Annotated in this window: 23 protein-coding genes and 1 riboswitch; of the genes, 10 read left to right on the top strand and 13 right to left on the bottom strand. The window is 30.1% G+C overall.

The features are described from left to right. Positions 1-294: 294 nt before the first annotated feature. Complete coding sequence (locus K354_RS0113305; RefSeq protein ID WP_024955978.1) at positions 295-1,695, bottom strand: SLC5/6 family protein; 1,401 nt, start codon at positions 1,693-1,695, stop codon at positions 295-297. Positions 1,696-1,743: 48 nt separating this feature from the next. Then, positions 1,744-1,835, bottom strand: a riboswitch (TPP riboswitch). 223 nt (positions 1,836-2,058) lie between these two features. Here K354_RS0113305 and K354_RS0113300 point away from each other — a divergent pair. Genes K354_RS0113300 through K354_RS0113285 form a run of 4 tightly spaced genes read left to right on the top strand, consistent with a single transcriptional unit; the run spans position 2,059 to position 7,126 of the window. Then, complete coding sequence (locus K354_RS0113300; protein ID WP_024955977.1) at positions 2,059-3,321, top strand: O-acetylhomoserine aminocarboxypropyltransferase/cysteine synthase family protein; 1,263 nt, start codon at positions 2,059-2,061, stop codon at positions 3,319-3,321. A 9-nt stretch (positions 3,322-3,330) separates the two neighbouring features. Then, entirely contained in the window at positions 3,331-3,744 is a 414-nt protein-coding gene (locus K354_RS0113295) for an RrF2 family transcriptional regulator (RefSeq protein WP_024955976.1), read from the top strand. A 39-nt stretch (positions 3,745-3,783) separates the two neighbouring features. Further along, positions 3,784-4,704, top strand: a complete 921-nt coding sequence (cysK, locus tag K354_RS0113290; RefSeq protein WP_024955975.1) for a cysteine synthase A — start codon at positions 3,784-3,786, stop codon at positions 4,702-4,704. A 58-nt stretch (positions 4,705-4,762) separates the two neighbouring features. After that, positions 4,763-7,126, top strand: coding sequence for a sensor histidine kinase (locus tag K354_RS0113285; protein WP_024955974.1), 2,364 nt, complete (start codon positions 4,763-4,765; stop codon positions 7,124-7,126). On the opposite strand, the gene K354_RS0113280 is transcribed toward K354_RS0113285, so the two are convergent. The 3 genes from K354_RS0113280 to K354_RS0113270 are packed head-to-tail and all read right to left on the bottom strand — an operon-like array spanning position 7,104 to position 9,980. Beyond that, positions 7,104-8,696, bottom strand: coding sequence for a cation:proton antiporter (locus tag K354_RS0113280; RefSeq protein WP_024955973.1), 1,593 nt, complete (start codon positions 8,694-8,696; stop codon positions 7,104-7,106). The genes K354_RS0113285 and K354_RS0113280 overlap by 23 nt on opposite strands. Positions 8,697-8,720: 24 nt before the next feature. Then, positions 8,721-9,089, bottom strand: a complete 369-nt coding sequence (locus K354_RS0113275; protein ID WP_024955972.1) for a heat shock protein transcriptional repressor HspR — start codon at positions 9,087-9,089, stop codon at positions 8,721-8,723. A gap of 15 nt (positions 9,090-9,104) precedes the next feature. Beyond that, positions 9,105-9,980 (bottom strand): DnaJ family protein, encoded by an 876-nt coding sequence (locus tag K354_RS0113270; RefSeq protein ID WP_024955971.1) that lies wholly within the window; start codon positions 9,978-9,980, stop codon positions 9,105-9,107. Between the two features lie 153 nt (positions 9,981-10,133). Here K354_RS0113270 and K354_RS0113265 point away from each other — a divergent pair, with 153 nt between their 5' ends. The 4 genes from K354_RS0113265 to K354_RS0113250 are packed head-to-tail and all read left to right on the top strand — an operon-like array spanning position 10,134 to position 13,939. Next, on the top strand, positions 10,134-11,534 hold the full coding sequence (locus tag K354_RS0113265; protein ID WP_024955970.1) for a Do family serine endopeptidase: 1,401 nt from the start codon (positions 10,134-10,136) through the stop codon (positions 11,532-11,534). Positions 11,535-11,585: 51 nt separating this feature from the next. Then, complete coding sequence (locus K354_RS0113260) at positions 11,586-12,266, top strand: response regulator transcription factor (RefSeq protein ID WP_024955969.1); 681 nt, start codon at positions 11,586-11,588, stop codon at positions 12,264-12,266. 5 nt (positions 12,267-12,271) lie between these two features. Beyond that, positions 12,272-13,504 (top strand): ArsS family sensor histidine kinase, encoded by a 1,233-nt coding sequence (locus tag K354_RS0113255; protein ID WP_024955968.1) that lies wholly within the window; start codon positions 12,272-12,274, stop codon positions 13,502-13,504. A gap of 36 nt (positions 13,505-13,540) precedes the next feature. After that, positions 13,541-13,939, top strand: coding sequence for a hypothetical protein (locus tag K354_RS0113250; RefSeq protein ID WP_024955967.1), 399 nt, complete (start codon positions 13,541-13,543; stop codon positions 13,937-13,939). Between the two features lie 6 nt (positions 13,940-13,945). Here the strand turns inward: K354_RS0113250 and K354_RS0113245 are convergent, their stop codons facing one another. Next, positions 13,946-15,139 carry an ABC transporter permease gene (locus tag K354_RS0113245; RefSeq protein ID WP_037940872.1) on the bottom strand — a complete coding sequence of 398 codons (1,194 nt, stop codon included), beginning with the start codon at positions 15,137-15,139 and terminating at the stop codon, positions 13,946-13,948. Between the two features lie 6 nt (positions 15,140-15,145). Next, positions 15,146-17,722 (bottom strand): preprotein translocase subunit SecA, encoded by a 2,577-nt coding sequence (gene secA / locus K354_RS0113240; RefSeq protein WP_037940870.1) that lies wholly within the window; start codon positions 17,720-17,722, stop codon positions 15,146-15,148. A gap of 103 nt (positions 17,723-17,825) precedes the next feature. Between secA and lolA the strand changes: the two genes are divergently transcribed. Further along, positions 17,826-18,341, top strand: a complete 516-nt coding sequence (gene lolA, locus K354_RS0113235) for a LolA-like outer membrane lipoprotein chaperone (RefSeq protein WP_024955964.1) — start codon at positions 17,826-17,828, stop codon at positions 18,339-18,341. 1 nt (position 18,342) lies between these two features. Here lolA and K354_RS0113230 read toward each other — a convergent pair whose 3' ends face one another. The 3 genes from K354_RS0113230 to K354_RS0113220 form a co-directional block, all read right to left on the bottom strand. Continuing rightward, positions 18,343-18,735, bottom strand: a complete 393-nt coding sequence (locus K354_RS0113230) for a flagellar basal body-associated FliL family protein (RefSeq protein WP_024955963.1) — start codon at positions 18,733-18,735, stop codon at positions 18,343-18,345. Positions 18,736-18,746: 11 nt separating this feature from the next. Beyond that, a complete protein-coding gene (locus tag K354_RS0113225) occupies positions 18,747-19,253 on the bottom strand; it encodes a hypothetical protein (RefSeq protein ID WP_024955962.1) in 507 nt (168 codons plus the stop codon). A 125-nt stretch (positions 19,254-19,378) separates the two neighbouring features. Beyond that, on the bottom strand, positions 19,379-20,695 hold the full coding sequence (locus tag K354_RS0113220; protein ID WP_024955961.1) for an ATP-dependent DNA helicase: 1,317 nt from the start codon (positions 20,693-20,695) through the stop codon (positions 19,379-19,381). A 128-nt stretch (positions 20,696-20,823) separates the two neighbouring features. Here K354_RS0113220 and K354_RS0113215 point away from each other — a divergent pair, with 128 nt between their 5' ends. Further along, a complete protein-coding gene (locus K354_RS0113215) occupies positions 20,824-21,798 on the top strand; it encodes a hypothetical protein (protein WP_024955960.1) in 975 nt (324 codons plus the stop codon). Between the two features lie 52 nt (positions 21,799-21,850). Here K354_RS0113215 and K354_RS14860 read toward each other — a convergent pair whose 3' ends face one another. The 4 genes from K354_RS14860 to K354_RS15280 form a co-directional block, all read right to left on the bottom strand. After that, positions 21,851-22,597, bottom strand: a complete 747-nt coding sequence (locus tag K354_RS14860) for a pirin family protein (RefSeq protein WP_024955959.1) — start codon at positions 22,595-22,597, stop codon at positions 21,851-21,853. A 12-nt stretch (positions 22,598-22,609) separates the two neighbouring features. Further along, positions 22,610-22,987 (bottom strand): hypothetical protein, encoded by a 378-nt coding sequence (locus tag K354_RS0113205; RefSeq protein ID WP_024955958.1) that lies wholly within the window; start codon positions 22,985-22,987, stop codon positions 22,610-22,612. Positions 22,988-23,087: 100 nt separating this feature from the next. Then, positions 23,088-23,990, bottom strand: coding sequence for a helix-turn-helix transcriptional regulator (locus K354_RS0113200; RefSeq protein WP_024955957.1), 903 nt, complete (start codon positions 23,988-23,990; stop codon positions 23,088-23,090). A gap of 353 nt (positions 23,991-24,343) precedes the next feature. Next, positions 24,344-24,634 (bottom strand): phage integrase N-terminal SAM-like domain-containing protein, encoded by a 291-nt coding sequence (locus K354_RS15280; RefSeq protein ID WP_024955956.1) that lies wholly within the window; start codon positions 24,632-24,634, stop codon positions 24,344-24,346. Positions 24,635-24,907 lie beyond the last annotated feature (273 nt).

Here is a 24,907-nt window from a genome sequence, read left to right as displayed (position 1 = left end):
TAACACAAACAGCTCTAAATTTAACAATTAACTAAACATAAAAAGTGTTCTTTATTTGAAGTTAAATAGCCCTAAAAAAGGGATATTTGTGAAAAATGACGATTGATTTAGTGAGTTTTCTTAAAAATTTGATGTGTTTTTAAAGAGAAAATAGCAAATAACAGAACACCTTGTATTATGATTTGTCAAATATCGTATTAAAAGAACATAATGTTCATTAAATCAAATTGGTTTTAAGTTGAAAGTATAAAGACAATTACCGTAGGAATTTAATCCTACGGTTTTATATGTTAGTTACTTTTTTACAGAAAATAAAGAAGTAAGAGAGAAAGATAAGAAAACTGTTATCACAAAAGAGAAAAACAGTTGATTTGTAGCGAAAAGTGCATTTACTTCGTTTGCTCCACCCAATACTCTGACTAAGATACCATCAGTAAAATCAACTCCTGGAAAAAGTACGGCTCCTACTACTAAAGAGATGATTCCCACTAAAAATGATTTTTTATACTCTTTTTTACCTAAGATTGCAAAGATTGCTGGACCTATAAGAGCACAACAAATCAAATCTGCGATTAAGAACATATAAAATACATCATATCCCTTGGAAGCTATATAATAAACTGGAAAACAAGTCACTATCATCATAATCCTATATAAATTTAGATTTTTACTGTCTTCATCTTTATTAAGGATAAACAGTGATGCTATGCCGTTTAAAAGTGTATCTGCTGAGGAGAGGACAAGTGAGACTACAAGTATGATTAACAGTACTATCATGACTGGATTAGATAAGTTTAGTAAATCAAATAGTGCAAGATTGACATCGCTTCCTAAAAGCCCCGTACTTTTTGCAAAAATGCCACTTAATCCTAAAAGAAAAATCACCACAAAAACGATAGAACCAGATATAACAAAGCTTTTTTTAACAGCTTCATCTCTTAGTGCGTAAACTCTTTGCCATGTAGAGTGATTAAACACTTCTGTACAAAGTACTGCTATGATCAGAGTTAATCCAAAAGCTACTGAGTTAAAGTTAGTAAAGTCTTTTTTAACCTCTTCTACTAGATTAATTGAAGCTAAACTTTGATGCCAAGGGATAACATAAAAAAACAAAGCCAGTGCAAAGGCTATCAATACAAACTGAATCATATCCGTTTTTATAGATAGTCTAAGACCACCAAGAAGAGAGTAAGAAACAGCTGACAGTAAAATGATAAAAGCACCTAAACCAAGTGAAAGCGAACCATAAGACTCCAAAACTTTTGCAACCGCAGTCATCTCAGCACAAAGAAAGATAAACATGTAAAAGATACTGCATACTAAAAGTAAGTTTTTATATGCTACACCAAGTTTTACTTCGGTGTATTCTATAAGTGATGAAGCTTCTGGCATCACAGATCTTAAACGAGTTCCTAAAAAAGCTAAAGCAAAAAGTGGTAAAGCAGAAGCTAAAGCATAGCCTAAAACACTTGCCATACCTCCAAAAAGTGCTGAGCTAGGTGGAGAAAAAAGTATCCAGATACCAAGAGCAGAAGCACTTAGCGTACTCACTCCAAGAGTTGAAGAAACAGCATTTTTATATTTGATGATTGCAGAACCAGAATTTTTTGCACTCATATAAGAGATTAGTGCAAAGGTAACGAAAACACAAATCGAGGAAGCAAGTCCTATATATACTAATGATGATGTGTACATTAGAATCCTTGTAAAGTATTTAAGCTCAAGGATCAGTGAGAGTTATTTTAATATAAAGTAACTTTTGCCTACGCTAGCATGAACTAGATCAGGTCTTGAGGGTATAATCTCAGTCAAAAATGACACCCCTAAAGCTTATGTTGCTATTATAGTTTAATAAAGATTTATTTTCAACAAAATGATTAATGTTACTTTTTTATTTTATTTTATATTAACATGAGTAAATTAGTCATAAATAAATATGCCCTATTTTAGGCTTTTTCATAGCATTTTTATTTTATTTAATAGTTTTCCGATAAGATTACTTGACATTAGCCAAAAAATATTCTATAATTCTCTCAACAAACAAAAAAGGACACACAAATGACACAAGAAACATTAGCCTTACATCACGGATATGACAGAGGTGATTTTGGCACAATGGCTGTTCCTATTTATCAAACAACTGCATATGATTTTGAAACAGCAGATACTGCTGCAAATCGTTTTGCGTTGAAAGAATTAGGTCCAATATATACACGCCTTAACAATCCTACAACAGAAGTATTTGAAAATAGATTTGCTGCTGTTGAAGGTGGAGAAGCAGCACTTGCAACTTCAAGTGGACAATCTGCTGTATTTTTTGCAGTAGCAAACTTAGCACAAGCTGGTGAAAATATCATCGTTGCAAAAAAAGTTTATGGTGGGTCAACTACTCTTCTTACACATACTCTTAAGAGATTTGGTATAGAAGCAAAATCATTTGATAGTGACAATGCAGATGATTTAGAAGCACTTATAGATGATAAAACAAGAGCAATATTTTTTGAATCACTTTCAAACCCACAAATTGCAATACCAAATATAGAAAAAATTGTAAAAATAGCAAATAAATATAACATAGTGACTGTTTGTGATAACACAGTAGCAACGCCTATACTATTGCAACCTATTTCACATGGTGTTGATGTTGTGGTTCATAGCACTAGTAAATATACAACAGGTCAAGGTTTAGCACTTGGTGGTATTTTAGTTGCTAGAAAAGGATTAAATGAAAAACTGATTGGCAATGAAAGATATGCGCATTTTAATGAGCCAGATGAAAGTTACCATGGTCTTGTTTATGCAGATATCCCTCTTCCTCTGTTTACACTAAGAGCAAGACTTTCACTTTTACGTGATCTTGGTGCTACTCCTGCTCCATTTAACTCTTGGTTATTAATCCAAGGGCTTGAAACATTAGCAGTGAGGATGAAACAACATTCTCTCAATGCTTTAAAGGTTGCAAAGTACTTAAAGTCACATCCAAAAGTAAAAAATGTATCTTATCCGGGACTTGAAAGTGATGAACAACATCATAAAGCAAAAAAATACTTTAAAGATGGTTTGACTTCAGGACTACTAAGCTTTGAAGTTGAAGGTCTAGAGTATGCGAAAAATATACTCAATAGTACAAAATTATTTTCAGTAGTGGTAAATATAGGTGATTCTAAGTCAATCATAACCCATCCAGCAAGTACGACGCATATGCAAGTACCAGCAGATGAGTTAGAGAAGTCAGGAATTGGACAAGGGCTGATTAGACTTAGTATTGGCCTTGAAAATGCCAATGATTTAATAGCTGATTTAGAACAAGCAATAGGTTAGGTAGAGATTATGTCACTACTCTCAACAAAAGGGATGTACGGTTTGAGTGCCATGTACGAGTTATCTCTTATAAAGACAGATAAACCTACACAGATAAAAGAGATTTCAGCAAAAGCTGGGATCCCTCAAAACTATCTTGAACAACTACTAGTTGTTTTAAGAAGAGCTGAACTTGTAACAAGCGTTAGAGGTGCTCATGGTGGATATTTTTTAGCAAGAAAAGCTAATGATATCTTAGTCAAAGATATTTTTATAGCTTTAGAAGGAAATTTAAATATCGTCGAATCAAAAGTTGACAATCCAGTTTTAAATTTGTTTTACAAAGAGAGTAATGATAAACTCAAAAACATCTTTAACATTTCATTATCTGAACTTCATGAGTATCAAGATAAATTGAGAGAACAATTAGATTATAGTATATAAACTCTTGGCAAAGAGAAATTAAAAAAACAAGGATAAAAAATGAAATATGCACAAAATATTACAGGCCTTATAGGAAATACACCTTTAGTAAAATTAAACCAAGTTTCTGATGCAACAGGATCAACAATACTAGGAAAATGTGAGTTTTTAAACCCTACTCACTCAGTAAAAGATCGTATTGGTTTTAATATGATTAAAGATGCATTAGATCAAAACCTAATCAATAAAGATTCAATCATCATCGAACCAACTAGTGGAAATACTGGTATTGGTTTAGCAGCAGTTTGTGCAAGCTATGGATTAAAGTTGATTTTAACTATGCCAAGTTCTATGAGTATTGAAAGAAGAAAACTTCTTGCGGCACTTGGAGCTGAACTTGTACTTACTGAACCTCAGTTTGGGATGAAAGGTGCTGTTGATAAAGCTCAAGAATTGGCAGGTGAAACACCAAATTCTTTTGTGCCTCAACAATTTGCAAACCAAGCAAATCCAGCTATACATGTAAAGACTACAGCTGAAGAGATTTGGAATGATACTGATGGGAAAATAGATATTTTCATAGCAGCAGTTGGAACAGGTGGAACACTTATGGGTGTTGGGTCTAGTTTAAAAAAGAAGAACCCAAACATAAAGATAATAGCAGTAGAACCAAATTTATCTCCAGTACTTTCAGGTGGTAAACCAGGACCTCATAAAATTCAAGGAATTGGAGCTGGTTTTATACCAGCAGTACTAGATACTAATGTTTTTGATGAAGTATTACAAGTAAGTTATGAAGATGCCGTAGAAACATCAAGATCATTGGCCAATAAAGAAGGTCTTTTAGTTGGTATTTCAGCTGGTGCAAATGTATATGCAGCTAAACAAATCGCTTCAAGACCAGAATTTAAAGGTAAAAATATTGTCACTGTTTTATGTGATACAGGTGAGAGATATTTAAGCTCTGGTTTATACGAATAATTAAAATCACTCTAAGCTCCATTTATGCTATAATAATAAGCGTAAGTGGAGTTTTAAAATGTTTAAACAATTAAAGATTTTTCTTTTTACTCTTTTATTATCTACTAGCCTCTATAGTCAAAACAATACAACACATATACTCTTACTCAACTCTTATCATCAAGGTATGACTTGGACTGATACTATAACCAATGAAGTCATAAAAAATTTTGTTTTTCCAGGTAGTATATATTCTCTACACATTGAGTATATGGATACAAAACGTATTTACAACAAAAAATATTTAAAAAGTCTTGCAGACTTTTATAAAAAAAAATATAAAAGCATCAACCTTAAACTCATACTTAGTACTGACAACAATGCTTTTGATTTTCTAAAAAAATATAGAGATGATGTTTTTGGAAATCTTCCTGTAGTTTTCTCTGGTGTAAACCATTACCATGAATCTATGCTTAAAGGATATGATAACTATACAGGTATAGAAGAAAAAACATCTACAATAGCAACTATTGAGGCTATGTTAAAAATCCATCCACATTTAAAACAAATATATGTATTAAATGATTATTTAAAAACCGGTAGAGCCTTAGAACAAAGTATAAAAGAAGAGTTAAAAAATAAAAAATTTAATGTAAAATTTATATATTCTGAACCACTCACTATTAATGAATTAAAAGCTAAAGTCTCTTCGTTTGATGATGATACAGCAGTTTTATTAAGTACTTATTACTCAGATAAAAACTCCGTACATGTAACACAAGAATTTCTTAAAAATGAAATACTCAATCATAGTTCAGTTCCTGTTTATTGTTTAGCCGAATATTATCTTAATTCTCTTATAGTAGGTGGTAAACTTATTAGTGGTAAAGAACATGGTAAACTCATGCATAGTTTAGCTATAGAAGTACTTTCTGGTATACATCCATCTACATTACCAATAATTTCAGAATCTTCAAATAGATTTATATTTGATTACAATGCTTTAAAAAAATATGAGATTGAAGAAAGCCAGTTACCCAAAGACTCTTTAGTCATTAACAAAAGTAAAACATTTTATGAAAAATATACATTTTTGGTAAATATTACTACTTTTTTCATTATTCTTTTGTTTATAGCTATTTTTACTTTAATTCATAATGTTAAAAAAAGAAAAAATAGTGAAAAACTACTAGAAAAACAACTAGATTTTGAACAAATACTGATTGATAATATCAGTATTCCTATTTATTACAAAGATGCTAATTGCTTATATATAGGATGTAATAATGCTTTTTCAGAAATATTTGGTATAGATAAAAAAGAAATTAAAGGAAAAAGTGTTTTTGATGTTGCTCCAAAAAACTTAGCAGAAGTTTATTATCAATCAGATAAAAATCTTTTGAACGAAAAAGGTTATCAAGAATATCTCACACAAATACAAACCAAAGAAGGTGATTCTAAAGATGTTATTATGCAAAAAAATATCTTTTATGATAAACAAGGCAATGTTGGTGGCATCATCGGATGTTATTTTGATATTACTGAAATTAACAAAACAAAAAAAGAGGTTGAAGAATTAAATAATAATTTAGAGATTCTTGTAAAAAACAGAACTGCCGACTTAGAAGAATCCAATATAAAATTACAAGATACTCTTTCAAATTTAGAAAGAACACAAAACTCGCTACACAACTCTACTAAAATGGCTAACTTAGGTAAGTTAGTAGCAAGTGTTACTCATGAAATCAATACTCCACTTGGACTTGGAGTAACTGGTATTTCTCATTTTGAATCAGAAATATTAAATCTAGAAAAACTCTACAAAGAAGATAATTTAAGCCAAGATGAATTTGAATTATATTTAGATAAATCTAGAAAATTAGCTAAAACTATACTAACAAATCTGACAAGAGCATCTCAAATAATAAAAAGTTTTAAAAATATTGCTATAGACCAATCAAGAGAAGAAAAAAGAGTATTTAATGTAAAAGAATATCTTGATGATATACTGTTGTCTTTATACCATGCTACAAAAAACACAAAGCATACTATACATATTACATGTGATGAGAACTTGCATATTAACAGTTATCCCGGTTTAATTTCACAGATATTGACTAATTTGATTATGAATTCTATAATCCATGGTTTTGAAAATAAAGAAAAAGGATTGATAAGTATAAATATATTTATTAATGATAAAGAAAATTGCACTATTATTTATGAAGATGATGGGCAAGGGATGGATGAAATAACAAAACAAAATATATGCAAACCATATTACACTACAAAAGAAGGTAAAGGCGGTAGTGGTCTTGGTATGAGCATAATACATGATATAGTAACCAAACAACTAAAAGGTACTTTAAATATTGAATCTAAAAAAGATAGTTATTCAAAGTTTGAAATAGTTTTTCCTCTCAAACAAGAGCCTCTTTTATAAGAGATTTGGCAACTTCTCTTCCTTCATTTACGATATGATTTACATCTAAATCTTTTAACAGTTTTTTCTCTTCATAATCAGCTACTTTAACAACCGTATTGATAGGTTCTTTAAATGAATTCAATAATTCACATATAAGTCTTAATTTTTTCTCATTATTGATGGCTACAATAACAGCCTTACATGTTTTTACACTACATTGCTTCAGTATACTTTTCATCGCAGCATTACCAAAAAATACTGGTTCATTACGCTCTTGACCTAATTTGACTAAATTAATATCATGTTCAATAACTAAAAATTTTACATCCATCTTTTTTAACCTATATACTATTTCTTGTCCTAGTTTACCGTAGCCACAAACTATAATATGATCATGCAATCCTGATGAACAAATAATATGCTCGTTATTAGCCTCTTCTTTTATAAATAAATCGGCAAGAAATTTGACATTTCTTAAGATAAATGGTGTTAGTATCATAGAAAGGGCAACCATAACAATAAGAATTTGATTTATTACTGGATCTAAAAGTGAACTGGCACTAGCTAGTGCGAAAACAGCCAAAGAAAACTCACCAACTTGACATATTGAAAGAGCAGATTTAAAAGAAATTCTTTTGTTGACATATGTAACTAAGATTGTAAATATCACTCCTGTTTTTATAATCATTACAGCAATCAATAAAAGAATAATTTCTATAAAATAACTTTGAATGATAGAAATATCAATTTGCATACCTATAGTAATAAAAAACAGACCTAAGAGTAAATCCCTAAATGGAATTAAATCAGCTTCTACTTGATGTTTATATTTGGTTTCAGATATCATCATACCCGCAATAAAAGCACCTAAAGAATAAGTAAATCCAAAAGCATGTGCCAAATAAGAGGCACCAACAACTATAAGTAAAACAGAAGCAACAAATATCTCATCACTCTCAGAAGAAACAACTTTTGCAAAAAAAGAATTTAAAAAATATTTGCCTATTACAAATAGTAACCCTAGCACTATAAGTGCACTTATGAATGTTTCTAAAAGTAAAGAAGATAATGAGTTACTATCTGTAGCAAAAATATTTATCATCAAAAGAAGTGGAATAACTGCTATATCTTGAAAAAGGAGTATTCCCAATACTTTTCTTCCATGTACCGTATGAATATTTCCACTATCATTTAAAATTTTTAAAACAATTGCAGTTGAAGATAAAGCAAAAGCAAAACCAATAATAATAGCACTTTTTTCAGGAATATCAAAAATATATTGAGCCAATAAGGAGAATATACCACCTGTTATTAATACTTGCAAAGCACCATTAAAAAATACTTCTTTTTTCATACTCATAAGATGATTTATAGAAAACTCTAAACCTATAGTAAACATTAAAAAAACTATGCCAAATTCAGCAATATGATTTAATTCATCGCTACTATATAAATGAAATATATAAGATATCAGTGTTCCTGTAAAAATATATCCTATTATTGTAGGAACATGAAAACGTTTTAAAAACAGATTTAATAAAATGGCTATTGTTGTTGCAGTCAATATAATTACTAAAAAATTATTCACGCTAATAGCCTTTATATATAAGTATTATTCTCCAAAAATAATAATGTCGTAAGTATTTTGTCTTTTTACAAGAGAATTATTAGTTCGGCTTCCACCTTTTAGTACATTGATTTCTTCTCTTAATTCATCAATCAGACTTTCATACTCATCTAGTTTTTCTTTTAATTGCATAACTACATCAACACCAGCCAAATTTACTCCTAAATCTCGAGTGAGTCTTAGTATCATTTTAATTCTATCAATGTTACGTTGAGAATAAAGACGCATTTTCCCATCTGTTCTTGCAGGACTGACTAGCCCTTCTCTTTCATATTGACGAAGTGTTTGTGGGTGAATTGTCAAAACTTTGGCAACAACACTTATTAGATAAACTGGTTCATCATATCCATGCATAACATTATCCTTTTATTAAGCTTCTGGTAACTTTTCTTCCATTAATTTAACTAAATCTTCATCCAAATCATCCACATTTGGGTTAATTATATTTGCTTTAAGATATAAGTCACCTTTAGTACCTGCTTTACGGTTCATTGCTCCGTATTCTTTTACTCTAAATTTTTGATTATTTTTAGTTCCAGCTTTAATTTTCAAAGTTATCTCTTTATATAGTGTTTCAACAGTAACTTTTCCACTAAAAAGAGCTGTTTTTAAAGGGATATCAATAACTTTTATTAAGTCATTGCCTTCTCTCTCATATTCAGGACTTTCACTTACTGCTACACTTAAAATTAAATCTCCACGTTGTCCTTGATAGCTTTTTCCTTTATTTCTTATACGCAGTTTTTCGCCATCTTTTAATCCTGCAGGTATTTTAACATCAAAACTTTCTCCACTATAATTAACAGAGTGTTTTCCACCAAGTACTGCTACATTGAAAGGTATAGTAATTCTGGCACTTACATCAAGGTCAGGCATACCAAATCCACTACCGCCAAACCCTCCCCCACTAAAACCGCCAAAACCACCATTCATACCACCCATGCCGCCACCACCAAACATACTTCTTATTATGTCATCTAAATTAGCGCCACCTTGTGAGCTTGCAAAATCATGGAAATTTTGACCACCAAACATGTTATCACCATACTGATCATACTGAGATTTTTTACTACTATCACTCAATATTTCATACGCAGCATTTATCTCTTTAAATTTTTCTTCTGCTTCTGGTTCTTTATTTATATCAGGATGATACTTTCTTGCCAATCTTCTATATGCTTTCTTTATTTCATCAGGACTAGCACTTTGTGAAATCCCTAAAGTATCGTATAAACTCTTACTCATCCTCATAACCTTTTAGTTAATATATTGCGTTTATTCTACCATAAAGGTTTAGTCTAAGTCAATCAACTTTATTCATTCATTGCTATAATGTTTACTTAATATTAACTTGCATAGATTATAATTTTAACAATACAACTCATTTAAGGATAGAAAATGAAAAAAATGATTTTGCTCTCAACAGTAACAGCTATTGCTCTTTTTGCAGGTCACGTAAATATATCAACAATGCCTGATAATCCCCAACGTGTATACCCCTCTAACAATAGCGTAGTGCTTTCTTACAATAACTCAATTAAGGAAGTAAAACATAGTGTTGTTAACATATCTACAACAAAAACTGTAAATCAAAACAATCAATTAAATCAAATGTTAAATAACCCTCTTTTAAAAGATTTCTTTGGTCGTAGTTTTCCAGAAAATTCTCCACAACAAAGAAAAGCACACTCTTTAGGTTCTGGTGTTATTATCTCTAAAGATGGTTACATAGTTACTAATAATCATGTTGTAGAAGATGCAGATGAAATCATTGTAACTCTTTTAGGTGAAACAAAAGAATATAAAGCAAAAGTCATAGGACTTGATTCTAAAACTGATTTAGCTGTTATAAAAATAGAGGGTGATTCTTTTAAAGCTGTTAAATTTGGGAATTCAGATAATTCTCAAGAAGGAGATGTTGTTTTTGCTATAGGAAATCCTTTTGGTGTTGGAGGTTCGGTTACTCAAGGTATAATCTCTGCTCTTAATAAAACAAGTATTGGTCTTAACCAATATGAAAACTTTATACAAACCGATGCTTCAATCAATCCAGGAAACTCAGGGGGAGCTTTAGTTGATAGCAGAGGTGCACTTATAGGTATAAACAGTGCTATACTATCGCGTAGTGGTGGCAATAATGGTATAGGCTTTGCTATCCCTTCTCAAATGGTAAAAAACATTGCAACAGCCCTTATAGAAAAAGGAAAAATAGAAAGAGGATACATCGGTGTATCTATATCTAATTTAACAAATGATTTAAAAGAAGTTTATAAACATAAAAATGGAGCATTTATTTTAAATGTTGAAAAAAGTTCACCTGCTTCAAAAGCTGGAATACAAAGAGGTGATTTAATTATAGAAATTGATAATGTTGTAATAAAAAGTGCAAATGATCTAAAAAATTCAATAGGTAATAAAAGACCAGGGACAACTGTAGAAGTTAAGTATGAACGAAATTCAAAAATTAAAAGTACAAAAATAGTTCTAGCTAATATGGATAAAAGTTTAAGTCAAGCAACAACCACAACGTCCATACAAGGACTCAAATTAGAAGAGTTATCAAGCAATATAAGACAAAAATATCAAATTCCTCCACATATTAAGGGTATTTTAATTACTGGTGTTAAATCAGGCTCAACAGCTTATAAATTAGGATTTATGCCTGGAGATATTATTGTTCAAGTGGATCAAACAACGATAGAATCATTTAAGGACTTTAAAAAAGCACTAGAAAATAAGAAAAAGAAAATATTATATATTAATAGAAATGGTTACCATATGGCTATAGTTATAAAATAAGCATTATGCTATAATCCTCTATTATATATAAACTAGTAAATAGGTGAATAAATGATAAATATTTTAATGATAGAGGATGATCTTGAACTTGCTGAGATTTTAACTGAATACTTAGAACAATATGAAATAAATGTAACAACAGCAGAAGACCCTTTTATAGGGCTTTCTACTCTATCAATGTCAAATTTTGATTTAATTATACTAGATTTAACTCTTCCTGGTATTGATGGATTAGAAGTTTGTAAAGAGATTAGAAAAAAATACTCTACTCCTATTATTATCTCTTCTGCACGCCATGATATCACGGATAAAGTTACTGCTTTGGATAATGGGGCAGATGATTATCTTCCAAAACCTTATAATCCAAGAGAATTACAAGCAAGAATCAAAAGTTTATTAAGGCGACATACACAAAGTGATAATGTACAAAAGCAAGAAGATAAAAAACAAGATTTAATTCTCAATGAAAGCTCTATGAGCATTCAATTTTTAGGTAATGAGCTTACTCTTACATCTGCAGAGTATGGGATACTAAGTTACCTTATAAAAAAAGATGGCGGTGTTGTTTCAAGAGAAGAGCTAATTTATAATATTGATTCAATTAATGAAGATACTACCAATAAAAGTATTGATGTAATAATAGGCAGGATAAGACATAAATTAAACGAAAATCCAAAAGAACCAAAATATATTCAATCAGTACGAGGTATAGGATATAAATTTTTAAAATGATCAAAATTACAAAATCATCTATTTTTTACAGTATTACTTTTATATTTTTACTCTCTTTAACAAGTATCCTTTTAGCTTCAATTTTTCTTTTAGAATATGACAAACAAGATTATTCTGAAAAATTAAACAAAAAATACTCTATTATTGCAAGATCTACTCTTTTTCATCTTAATAAACTCATTAGTAAAAAAGAGTTACAAGAACAAATTCAAGATTATAGCTTAAGCGAAATTATTGATAAAGAAAAGAAAAAAAACATTATCACACAATCAAAGGTAATACAAAAAATTAAAAGTAAAATAGGGAGTAGTTCTATATTAAAATATGATAAACATCACTATCTGCTTGTAGAGCATCAAAATGCTATTTTACTCTTTAAAGATAATGATTACCAACCCTATCGGTATGATATTATCAAATCAATATTTGGACTTGTATTTGGAATAATTATTTTATCTTATATTATAACTATACGAAAAATCAAACCATTAAGGCGACTAAAGAGACAAATGGATAAATTTGCAAGTGGTAATTTAGATATACACTGTAATAGTGAAGGAGAAGATGAAATTTCTCAAGTATCTAATGCCTTTCAACATGCTGTCGAGCAAATCAAGAAGTTAAATAGCTCTAGGCAGCTTTTTTTGAGAAATATTATGCATGAGCTTAAAACTCCTATTACAAAAGGTAGAATTAGTGCTGAAATGATTGATAATGAAAAACAACGAAATAGACTTATTAATGTATTTGAAAAACTTGAGCTACTTATCAATGAATTTGCATCTATAGAACAGATAACTTCAGGTGAAGGCACACAAAATATTAGACCAGCAAGACTAATAGATATAATTGACGAATCAATAGATTTAGCAATGGCTCCTTCTAAAGCCCTTAAATTGGAAATAGATGCTAACTTAGTTTTAAATGTTGATTTTAGACTCTTTACAACAGCTATTAAAAACTTAATAGACAACGGTATAAAATACTCACTAGATCATTTTGTTATCATCACTGCCACTGCTAATAGAATATCTTTTATCAGTAAAGGTAGTCCACTAGAGCATGATTTAGAACATTATCTCCAACCTTTTATACAAGAAAAAAATTCTCACCATAGTTTTGGATTAGGGCTATATATCGTAGATAATATTGTAAAAGCTCATAATATAAAATTTAAATATCGACATCAAGATGGATTAAATTATTTTTATTTTGAAAATATAGAAAATTTATTGTAGAATATGTAATAACATGTAATATTTAAAGGAAACATTATGTCAAGTATAACTTTTTCAAAAAAAGATTTGGTTTCACTAGTCGATCATCATATTGCACTTTTAGAGAGATTTGGCATTACTGATGAAGCTCCATTTTCTATTATATATTTTTCCTTGGAACATAAAAAAGAAGAAGAAAGTATAGTTATGTTTGAGAAAATACTTAGACAAACAGATGCTTTATTCCAAATAAAAAACAACTTTATTGTAATGTTACCAGGAACAGATTGGAATGGTGCAACTGAATTATTATCTGGTATCCAAGACTTTCTAGATCAAAGTGCAGAAGATAATATTGTGACATTTCCAGAAGATGGAAAAAATGCCAAAGTTTTACTTAGAAAACTTCAAGAGCTTGTAAAAAACAACTGTGAAGATATTATAAAAATAGTTTAAAAACTTTTATTCATTTCTAAGGGTATCTAAAACATCGATTTGAGTAGCTTTATGTGCAGGGTAAAATGACGATAAAGTAACAATAATAGCTGCTCCTACTACAATCATACTAAAATCTATTAAAGATAATTCTAATGGCAACTTCGATGAGCCATAAACGTCCGCTGGTAAATCAATCAAATCAAATGAGCCTAAAAGAAATAGAGATAAAAATCCTAAAAGGATACCAAAAACCATACCTCCACCACCTATAATAAGCCCTAAGTAAAAAAATGCTTTTTTAACTTCTTCTTTATACGCCCCTAAAGAAAGTAGTAGTGCTATCTCTTTTCTTCTATTCATAACAGTCATTAAAAGTGAACTTATAATATTTAGTGATGCAATAAGTATAATAAGCATTAAAACTATGAAAAGAGCTCTTTTTTCAAGTGCTAAAGCTGAGAAAAAATTTCCATTCATTTGCCACCAACCAACAACACTTAAATAATCAGGTAAAACTTTTTTTATACTCTTTATATCTTCAAAAGGAGTTTCACTATATACATGAATTCCATCATATGTATTTTTTTTATATCTTAGTATTTTTGAAAGGCCTTCTAATTGAGTATACATGTAAAGCTTATCGTAAGCAATAAGTCCTGATTCAAAATCAGCTTTATACGTAAATCTTTTCATCTTAGGAATTAAAGACAATCCACCAGGATCACTTTGAGTAAATATAAGCGTAAGTTTTTCATCCTCTTCTAAATAATATTTTTTTCTTATCTCACTCCCTACTACAATATCAAACTTGCCAAGCTTATTGTCGCCGATACCTTTGTTTAAAACGCTATTTATCTCTTTTTCTTTTTCAAAATCTACACCAAAAAGCATACCACCTTCTAGTTTATTACCTCTTTTTGTAATAACTTGTGAAGATATATAAGGGCTAAATTTTAAATGAGGAAATTTTTTATTTAGTAAGTCTACATCATCGCTACTTACCATTTTAAAACTATTTGGATGTATCGTTAGAGGATAGTTCATAGTAAAAAGTTTTCGTTCAAACTCTTTATCAAAACCATTCATAATTGCCATAGCAACCATAAGAACCATCAGTCCAATTGCAACTCCAAAAAAAGCTAAAAATGCACTGATAGTTATAAAAGGTTGAGATTTATCAAATCTAAGATATTTTTTGACTAAATATTTACTCAACATTGATTGTTACGCAAGTATCCCTTTTTTAGGGCCACTCTTACCACAACATTGTTTATATTTTTTCCCACTTCCACAAGGACAAGGATCATTCCTAGGAACTTTTTTCTCAACAATAGGTTCAGTTTGATCCGATGAACTTGCATGTTCAAACTTAATACCTTTTGAATTTTCTTCTTCCATACGAGCCATCATCTCTTGCATAGCTTGAAGTTCTTCTTCTTCTTTTTGATCTCTTAATTGCACTAAGTGTAAAGTTTTAATACTCTCATACTTAATTTGATCTACAAGTTCCATAAAAAGATTATAACTCTCTTTTTTATACTCAGTTAATGGATCTTTTTGGTTATAACCACGAAGTCCAATACCAGTTTTAAGTATATCCATTTGATAAAGATGGTCTCTCCAAGCTTTATCTAGTACTTGAAGATATAAAATTCTTCCTATTTCATGTCTTTGTTCATCATCAACTACAGACATTTTTTTATCATAATTATCAGTAATGATTTTGTCTACATGTAAAGCTAACTCTGCATAATCCAAATCTTTTAATTCTTCTTCATCAATCTCTATTTGCATATCTGCTTTAATAATCGAAATTAGATTCGCTAAATCAAACTCTTCTTTTACACTACCTTCATAAATTTCTGCACGAAAAAGTACATTTTGAACATAATCAGTTCGTACTTCATTTATTTTACTATCAATATCATAATCGGCATCTAAAAGATTGTTTCTAAAATTATAAATAGTTTTTCTTTGTTCATTGGCAACATCATCATATTCTAAAAGATGTTTTCTTGACTCAAAATGCATTTGCTCAACTTTTTTCTGAGCATTTTCTACAGCACGTGTTACCATTTTAGACTCTATGTGCTCACCCTCTTCAATACCTAGTCTATCCATGATAGAACGAATCTTGTCACTACCAAAAATACGTAGTAAATTATCTTCAAGACTTAAATAAAATCTACTTTCACCTGGGTCTCCTTGACGACCAGAACGTCCACGTAACTGATTATCAATACGACGACTTTCATGACGCTCAGTAGAAATAATATAAAGACCACCAAGTTCTTTTATCTCATCTGATAACTTAATATCAACACCACGACCAGCCATATTTGTAGCAATTGTTACTGCACCTTTCATACCAGCATCTTTAACTATTTGTGCTTCTTTTTCATGGTTTTTTGCATTTAGTACTGAATGAGGTACTTTTGCATCTTTTAAAAGAGCATGTAAAAGCTCACTTTTCTCAATAGAAGCAGTACCTACAAGAACAGGTTGACCTTTTTGATTTCTTAGCTTTATATCTTTTATAACAGCTTCAAATTTCTCTTGTTCAGTTTTATAGATAAGATCATTTTTATCTTCTCTTAACATTGGAAGATTTGTTGGGATAGAGATAACATCTAAAGAGTATATTTGAGCAAATTCTGTTGCTTCTGTTTGTGCAGTTCCTGTCATACCAGCTAGTTTTTTGTACTGTCTAAAATAATTTTGAAACGTAATATCTGCTAGAGTTTGTGACTCTTCTTTAATTTCAACACCCTCTTTTGCTTCAAGTGCTTGATGAAGTCCTTCACTAAATCTTCTTCCTTCACTAAGACGCCCAGTAAACTCATCAACAATAACAATTTCGCCATCTTTAACAACATAATCAACATCTATTTCAAAAAGGTGTCTTGCTTTTAAAGCTTGATCTAAATGGTGAGAAAGAACAGCATTTTCCATACTATATAAATTATCTACACCAAAAAGTTTTTCTGCATTTTCATTTCCAGCTTCTGTAAGAGATACTGTTTTGTTTTTTTCATCAAGTGTAAAATCTTCTTCTACTTTAAGTTTTTGAGCAACAGCATCTGCTATCTTATAGCCTTCTAAAGTTCTATCTGTTGGACCAGAAATAATCAAAGGAGTTCTTGACTCATCAATTAAGATTGAATCCACTTCATCAACGATAACAAAGTTATGGTTGCCTTGCATTTTTTCACTTGAAGAATATCTCATGTTATCACGAAGATAGTCAAAACCAAACTCATTGTTTGTTCCATAAGTAATATCAGCATCATATTGAGATTTTCTATCTTCATCACCTTCAATATTTGCAGTAATGATACCAACACTAAGTTCTAAAAAGTTATAAATAACAGACATCTCTTCAGCATCACGGCGAGCTAGGTAATCATTTACTGTTACTACATGTACACCTTTACCAGTCATTGCATTTAAAACAACAGGAAGAGTTGCAACTAGTGTTTTACCCTCACCCGTTTTCATCTCTGCAATATCACCTTGGTGCAGCACCATACCACCAATAAGTTGAACATCAAAATGTCTCATACTAGTAGTTCTTTTACTTGTTTCTCTAATTATTGCAAATACATCATTTAAAATATCATCTAAAGTTTTTGTTTCTTTTTGTATCTCTTCTTTAAAACTCTTAAACGCTGATTTTAATTCATCATCAGTCATCTTTTCATAAGTTGATTCTAAAGCATTTATCTCTTTAACACGACTTTGGTATTTTTTTACTATTCTGTCGTTTTGTGTTCCAAAAATCTTCTTTACAATACCTAACATATACACTTACCTTTTGATATTTCAATTTAAAAAGACAGATTTTATCATATATTTACTATTAATTTGCTAAAACTATAACAACAATTTAATTATAGGAAAAAATATGAAGCTTTTAACAACTTTTTTATTCACATGTACGATTATGCTAGCACAAGTACTTGATTTCAACACTATTAGTAGTGATTTTAAACAGACAATTACAAACGAAGAAAATTCAAAAATTGTATATGAAGGAAGTTTTTATGCTTCAACTCAAGCAAAAGCACTTTGGATATATAAAAAACCAATAGAGAAAAAGATATATTTTAATAAAAATCAAGTTATTATAATTGAACCTGAATTAGAACAAGTCATCATTACAAACATAGAAAACTCACCAAACCTAACTGAAATTTTAAAAGGTGCAACAAAAAAAGATGACAATACATATGAAGCAAGTTATGAAAATATAAAATATAATATCAAAGTTCAAAATGATAAAATTTTGCAAATCTCATACAAAGATACACTAGCAAATAGTGTAAAAATAGAACTTTTTAACCAAACTATGAATAGTTTTTTAGACGATGCTCTGTTTAAAGCAACTGTGCCAAAAGATTTTGATGTCATTATGCAATAGATTAGTTACAACATCCCTCTTTTTTCATAGCATCAATCAGTTCTTGTGTTGAAGCCTCTTGTTTAATATTTAATTTTTGTATATAAACATGATCAATGTCAATAGCATATTTATTTTTTGTATACTCTATAATAGCTTTTTTAAGTCCTTCTTTGCCTTGTGAAGTCAGTAAGTTTTCTACATAAAAGCTTCCTATTACGACATTAAGAGCATCTATGATTTTAAAATCATACTCTTGTACGTCACGACCTTCAAAAATCATAGAACTCTCTACTTGCACTGAGCTTTTAGATACTTTACTAAAAAGACTTACTTCAAACTCATCTACACGCAAAATATCCTCAGCTTGTAAATATAAACAACTAAACAATAGTATAAATAATATCTTTTTCATCTTTACCTTTTTTATATGCTAGAGTCTATGATAGGAACACCAAGTTCATTGAGTTTTGAATCTATCATCTCTACCGCTTTATTAATCGTAGTATAGCTGATTTCTGGTAGCTTTTCACCCCACAATGCTTCTGCTTCATTAAAACCTCTTAAGATGCCTTCACGCCCAGCTTTAAGCTTTTCTACATCATCTCCTGCACCACTTAAAACAAAGTTTGCTATTCTTTCACTTGTTTGAGTAATGCCAAAGAAACCTTCCTCACTTACTAACTCTTTTGCGTCTTCTTGAGTAAGTTCTGCTATAGGTTTCCCCTCATAACCAATATCTGCAAGAGTAAAAACATCGGCTTGTTTATTTACTTCTATTTTTGATTCACTCATAATTTGCAGTTGATACTCTATGAGGTATTGATTGGAAATGTCTTTTGCAGTTACCTTTTCATTTTCTTCAAGTTTTTTTGAAACTGATGCTGAAATATCTTTATAGACATTTGATGCAAATGAATTATCTATGTTCATGTTTATTACCTCCTTTTTACTGAACAAAGTCCAGTAAAAATTCCTCGCGACTCAAGCACGAAGTATTGACTACTGTATTTTAACAGACCTTTATTTACTATCCTTATATGTACATCGTCAAAAAACTAAAAAAGTGTATCTTCTTCTATTTTTATTAACTCACTTTTCGCATAAAAATCTGTTACTTTTGGCGAAACTTGTACACAGTTTTTTAAATGGTTTTCAAAACTATTATAACTATAATCAATCAAAAGTTGTTTTGGATTTTTAGCTCTACTTATAGCTACGTAAAATTGGCTCTTTTCAAAAATATTATCTATATTACAAACAAGAGAATCTATACTCATGCCTTGTGATTTATGAATAGTAATAGCATATGCAAGTTTTAAAGGAAACTGTTCTAAAGTCACTAAAGGCTTTTCTTCTATCTTATTATTGAGTGTTATACTCTCACTCAAAGTATACTCCGCTCTCTTTACTTTTACAACTTTTCCATTGTTTTTTTCTACTATAACCTCTTCTTCATCAAGGTTTTTTATAATCCCTCTTTCTCCATTATAGTATGAACCCCATTTGTTTGTACAAAAAAGTATATTAGCTCCGACTTTTAAAGTCAAATCAGCTGGCACTGGGAGATTCTTTTTCCAAGACTCTATTCTCTTTACATGTAAAGAAGGAAGATGTATTTTTTCTTTGGCTTTTAAAACTACTGGGTCAGCTTCTAAAAGATTTAATCTTTGCATATTCATAACATCTGCTTTAGCATTTGTACCAAATAAGATAGTAGGATTTTCATCTCTTACATGTAAGTTGTTTCTTAATCCACTCAGATAAGCTCCAACTTCATTATCTAATTCCCCTCTTCTAATACGATTTAATATACCAAAAAACTCTTCATCTTCTGTTCTTTTTGTACGAGTAAGTTCAACAATATATGGGTCAAAATAATCCCAAGAAGAACTCTCAAAAGCAAACTCATTGCCATCAAAAAGAGAGTTGTTTTGAACTCTTGACTTTACAGGAGGAAGCTGAAAAAAGTCACCAACAAAAAGCAATCTTCCATCAAAATTTCCACTATCGAGCCTATAACGAATCATATCAAGTAAATCAGAACTCACCATACTAATCTCATCAATAATCAACAAATCTGCAGCATAAAGAATTTTATTTAACTCTTTTACTCTTTGTTTTGTGTATTTGTCATTTTTTTTCATCTCTTGAAGATTATTTGAAATACCAAAACAAAAAAAACTATGAATTGTATGTCCATGTACATTAACCGCACTCACTCCCGTACTACCAAGAACAACAACTTGCTTGCCATCTCCTCTAAGAGCACTTATAAGTTGAGTTGTAAGATAACTCTTTCCAACTCCACCACCACCAGTAAGTAATATGTTTCTATCTTCCAATAATTTTTTAACTTTGTCTAATAATTCCAAAAATAATCCTATTGCATATTTACTAAATTATACTCTGTATTGGCTTGTAGTTTGATTTGAATTTTAAAGTAAATGTCTCAATAAAAATGAGAATAGATTTTGCTTGTTTTCTTTACGGGAGGTGAATCATGAAAATCGAATCACATGATATCAGTTATGTAGCAGCCCACGAGTTCTCTTATGAAAAGACAGATACTTTTCAAGAGGAATTAACCAATCTTTCTATAGATGAGCCTATGTCGAGAGAGGAAGTTAAAACCCAGAGTGAAAGTGATTTAGTCAAGCATATTAAATTTGCTCTCTTTCAAAAACTACTTCAGTCATTGTCGGGGAAAAAAGAAGAAACTTTGGTCCCTCAAAAGAATTGCTTAGATGAATCTACACGTATAAAGAATCTTCCACATAACCTTACGATGAGAACGGTAGAAGTGGAGTATGAATCTACATACACAGAATCTGAAAGTTTATCTATGCAAACACAAGGAGTCATTAAGACTGAGGATGGACGTAGTATTGAGATCGACCTTAATTTCAACATGCAACGCTCATTTTATTCTAAAACAACTATTAAAGAGTCTGTTTTCATAGACCCACTTGTAGTAAATCTAGATGGAGATCTTCCAAGTTTTACTAATAATGAAACATTTTCCTTTGATCTTGATTGCGATGGACAAAATGATCAAATTTCATGTTTGTCTAAAAACAATGGTTTTTTAGCACTAGATAAAAATGAAAATGGAATCATAGATGATGGAAGTGAGCTTTTTGGAACACAAAGTGGTAATGGTTTTAAAGATTTAAGCCAGTATGACGAAGATGGCAATAACTGGATAGATGAAAATGACCCTATCTTTGAAAATTTGCGTATCTGGAGCGATAATAAGCTTATAGGTTTAGGTGAAGTTGGCATAGGTGCTATATATCTAGGAGCCAATAATTCGCCCTATACTTATAAAAATGAAGATAATGAGAGTTTAGGAAGATTAAGACAAAGTAGTGTTGTTTTGTTTGAATCAGGAGAAGTAGGAACTATCTCACAAGTTGATTTTGCAAAACATGAGAAAAACAATCCTTTAAAAGATGCTTTATCTGCAGTGGGATAATAGTACTTACATGTAAGGAGTAAATCCTTACATGTAAAGGATATAACATATATTAATATTTATCTATGTACAAGGGATACTCTATCTTTGTCAAACTCTTGATAACAAATAGCACTGCTTTATTTGCTACATCATAATGAATATTATCACTTGAACTGACTATAAAAAAATCATCTTTTTCAACTTTTTTCCCATCTACTGAAATTTCTCCATCTAAAAGATAAAAAGAATAAGTGTATAAATCATCTAGTTGCTCATCAAAACTTCCATGACTAAAAGTTAGTTTTTTTATACTTATATTTGGTGTGTCATGAACTATAATTCCATCATCACCTATATATACAAGCTCTTGGATTCCATTTACAACTTTACTTTTAAAACTACTTGCTTTATAGTCTTTATAAGCAGCTGGTTTTTTTATAGATTGAGAGATATCAGGGTCAAACCAAATTTGAAATGCTTCTCCCCCTTTGTGGGCTTTCTCTGAATGCTCAACACCAGAACCAGCCTGGATAACTTGAACATCACCTTCTCGTAGCGGTGTCCAAACTTTTGTTGCTGTATCATAATGCTCAGCTGAGCCTTTTAGTATAAATGTCATTATCTCAAAGCCTTCATGATAATGTAAAGGAATCCCACCATCATCAAGTGCTTGGGCATGTGCCCAATAAAATAGATTTGAGTATGCTAATGTTCCTGTTTTATCTGGAAAAGGTATGGGTTTATTTTCAATCAAAGCATCACCTAAATACATTATTTGTTGTTGCTCTTTTTTTAGGTGTAGTATAATATTTGACATAATATCTCCTATCTAGCTTTTAAAAATCTCTTTATATTTAGCTTTATCTTTTATCATAACTACTACTATACCAAGGATAATAATAGCTGAACCAGCAATCCCGCCTATATCTAAAAATAGATGCCCTAAAAATGCATTTATCATTATAGGTAGTACCATGATAGTCATCAAAGATGTAAACTTATTTGTGATATAAGATAACCCGACAATAATTTGGATTGTAGCAACAATTGGAAATATAAATCCTGTAGCCAATAAAGCACTCATATATTCAGCCATTGGGGCTGCAGGTACAGGCAGAGGGATAAACTGTAAAAAACCATTTAGTCCAAATACAAACAACATAAGTCCAACAAATACTTGAACTCCTAAAAATATTTTATTTTTCATTTTAAATCCTTATTTGAGAAATTATTCTCTCTTATTGGGACAATTATATGAGAAAATCATAGTTAAAGTGAAGAGCTAAAAATCGTAATTATATGCAATATTACGGATTTTTGAAAGATAATCTATATTTTGATGGGCTTATACCTTCATATCTTTTGAAAAACCTTGAAAATTCTGAACTATTTTTAAAGCTCAGCATAGTAGCGATTTGCTGGATATTTAAATTTGTATAAACTAAAAGATATTTTATCTCTTTTAGTATACGCGTGTGGATATAAATAAGTGCACTTTTACCTGATACCTCTTTTACTGTTTCACTTAAGTGTTTTGCTGTAACTTCTAAAATATCGGCATACTCTTGGATAACTTTTTTACTTTGATAATGCTTTTCTATTAAATTAAGATATTGACTAAATATTTGTTCTGCTCTATTTTGCACTCTGTTTTTTGAATAAAATAGTTTTTTACGCTTTAAGATGAGTAGCAGTTGTGTGACAAGTGATTTTGTCATCTGCTTATAATCTTCCTGTTTATATTTATACTCAAAATCTATTTGCTCATATATATTTTTGATCTTTTCAAATTCAGATCCTTGAAAATTTGCAGGGGATAAATCTAAGCTATGAAACTCTAATAAATTTTTTAATTCTGTATCAAAAAACTTTTTATTAAAGATTATAAGATAAGAATTTTGCTCTTCACTTACATCATCAAAAGAGTGAATTACGCCAGGTGTCAATAACTGCAATGACTGAGATTCTATCATATAATCATGTTGATTTATATGGCGGATTGATTTCCCTTTTAAAGATAATATCAATATATAGTATTCACAACGAGTATAAGAAGAAGCTCTTCCTTCTCCATTGTTCTCTAAGATAAGAAAATCTTTTACTTGAAAATTTTCTTCGTAAATATCCATACCAAAAGCTGGATTTCTATCATGCAACTGTTTAATCATATCTATGGTTTGTTCCATAGAAAGTAAAGGAAATTGATTCATGATAAAATATCTTCTCCTAGTTTTTAAAAATCTCTTTTTATTGTATCTGATTTTACTATGGAGTATTATACGAAAATACTAATTAATTTTAAGTTTTTTAATTATCTAAATCAACAGCCAAGAATGCTCCAAATCTTATAAATAGAGTGAGCATTTTCGCTAACATAATATTGTGACATATGAAATAAAGAGTTTATAAATATATTTCAATTTAATTGCTATTCTGTCCCAGAATTTTACACAACCATACATCAAAGATACTACTAGGTTATATACGCCATTTGTGTTTTCAATAACATCTTGAACCTCTTCTTTTGTCAATACTGTTGGTATGTGTTTTCTTGTCTGTGCCCTTAAAGCTTGATATTCCACTCACTCATATCGACACCCAAAACTTCTTTGTATAAAAACAATAAAGCAGAAAATGCTTGGTTTTGGGTGGTAGGTGATACTCTGTTTTTTACTGCTAAGCTTGTAAGATACTGTTCTATCTCAACTTTTCCCATGTCAATAGGATGTTTTTTATCGTGAAAGAGTATGTAAGATTTTATCCAATGAATATAAGTTTTTTCTGTTGAAAGACTATAGTGTTTTACTCTAATCTTATCTCTAACAACGTCCAATAACTTTTTTTTAACTTCCACATTAAAACCTTTTTCTTAAGGGACATAATGTCCTTTTAATACAATTTTCTACAAATACCTGACATTTTGTCCTGTTATCTACATGTAAAGCAATAAAAGGACATAAATTATTTAAGAATATTAGTAAAAAGAATAGAAAAGCAGTAAAAATATTGCAAATTGAAATATTTTTTGTGAATTTAGTGATTTAATAGGACACATTTTATGTCCTTTTAATGTTATCATTAAGGCTAATAGGTATATAATGTGCATTGAATAAATAGTTGTACGTTC

Origin of the sequence: Sulfurospirillum arcachonense DSM 9755, from assembly GCF_000597725.1 — a bacterium.
Classification (GTDB): Bacteria; Campylobacterota; Campylobacteria; order Campylobacterales; family Sulfurospirillaceae; genus Sulfurospirillum_A; species Sulfurospirillum_A arcachonense.
This window is presented reverse-complemented; position numbering and strand designations above follow the sequence as displayed.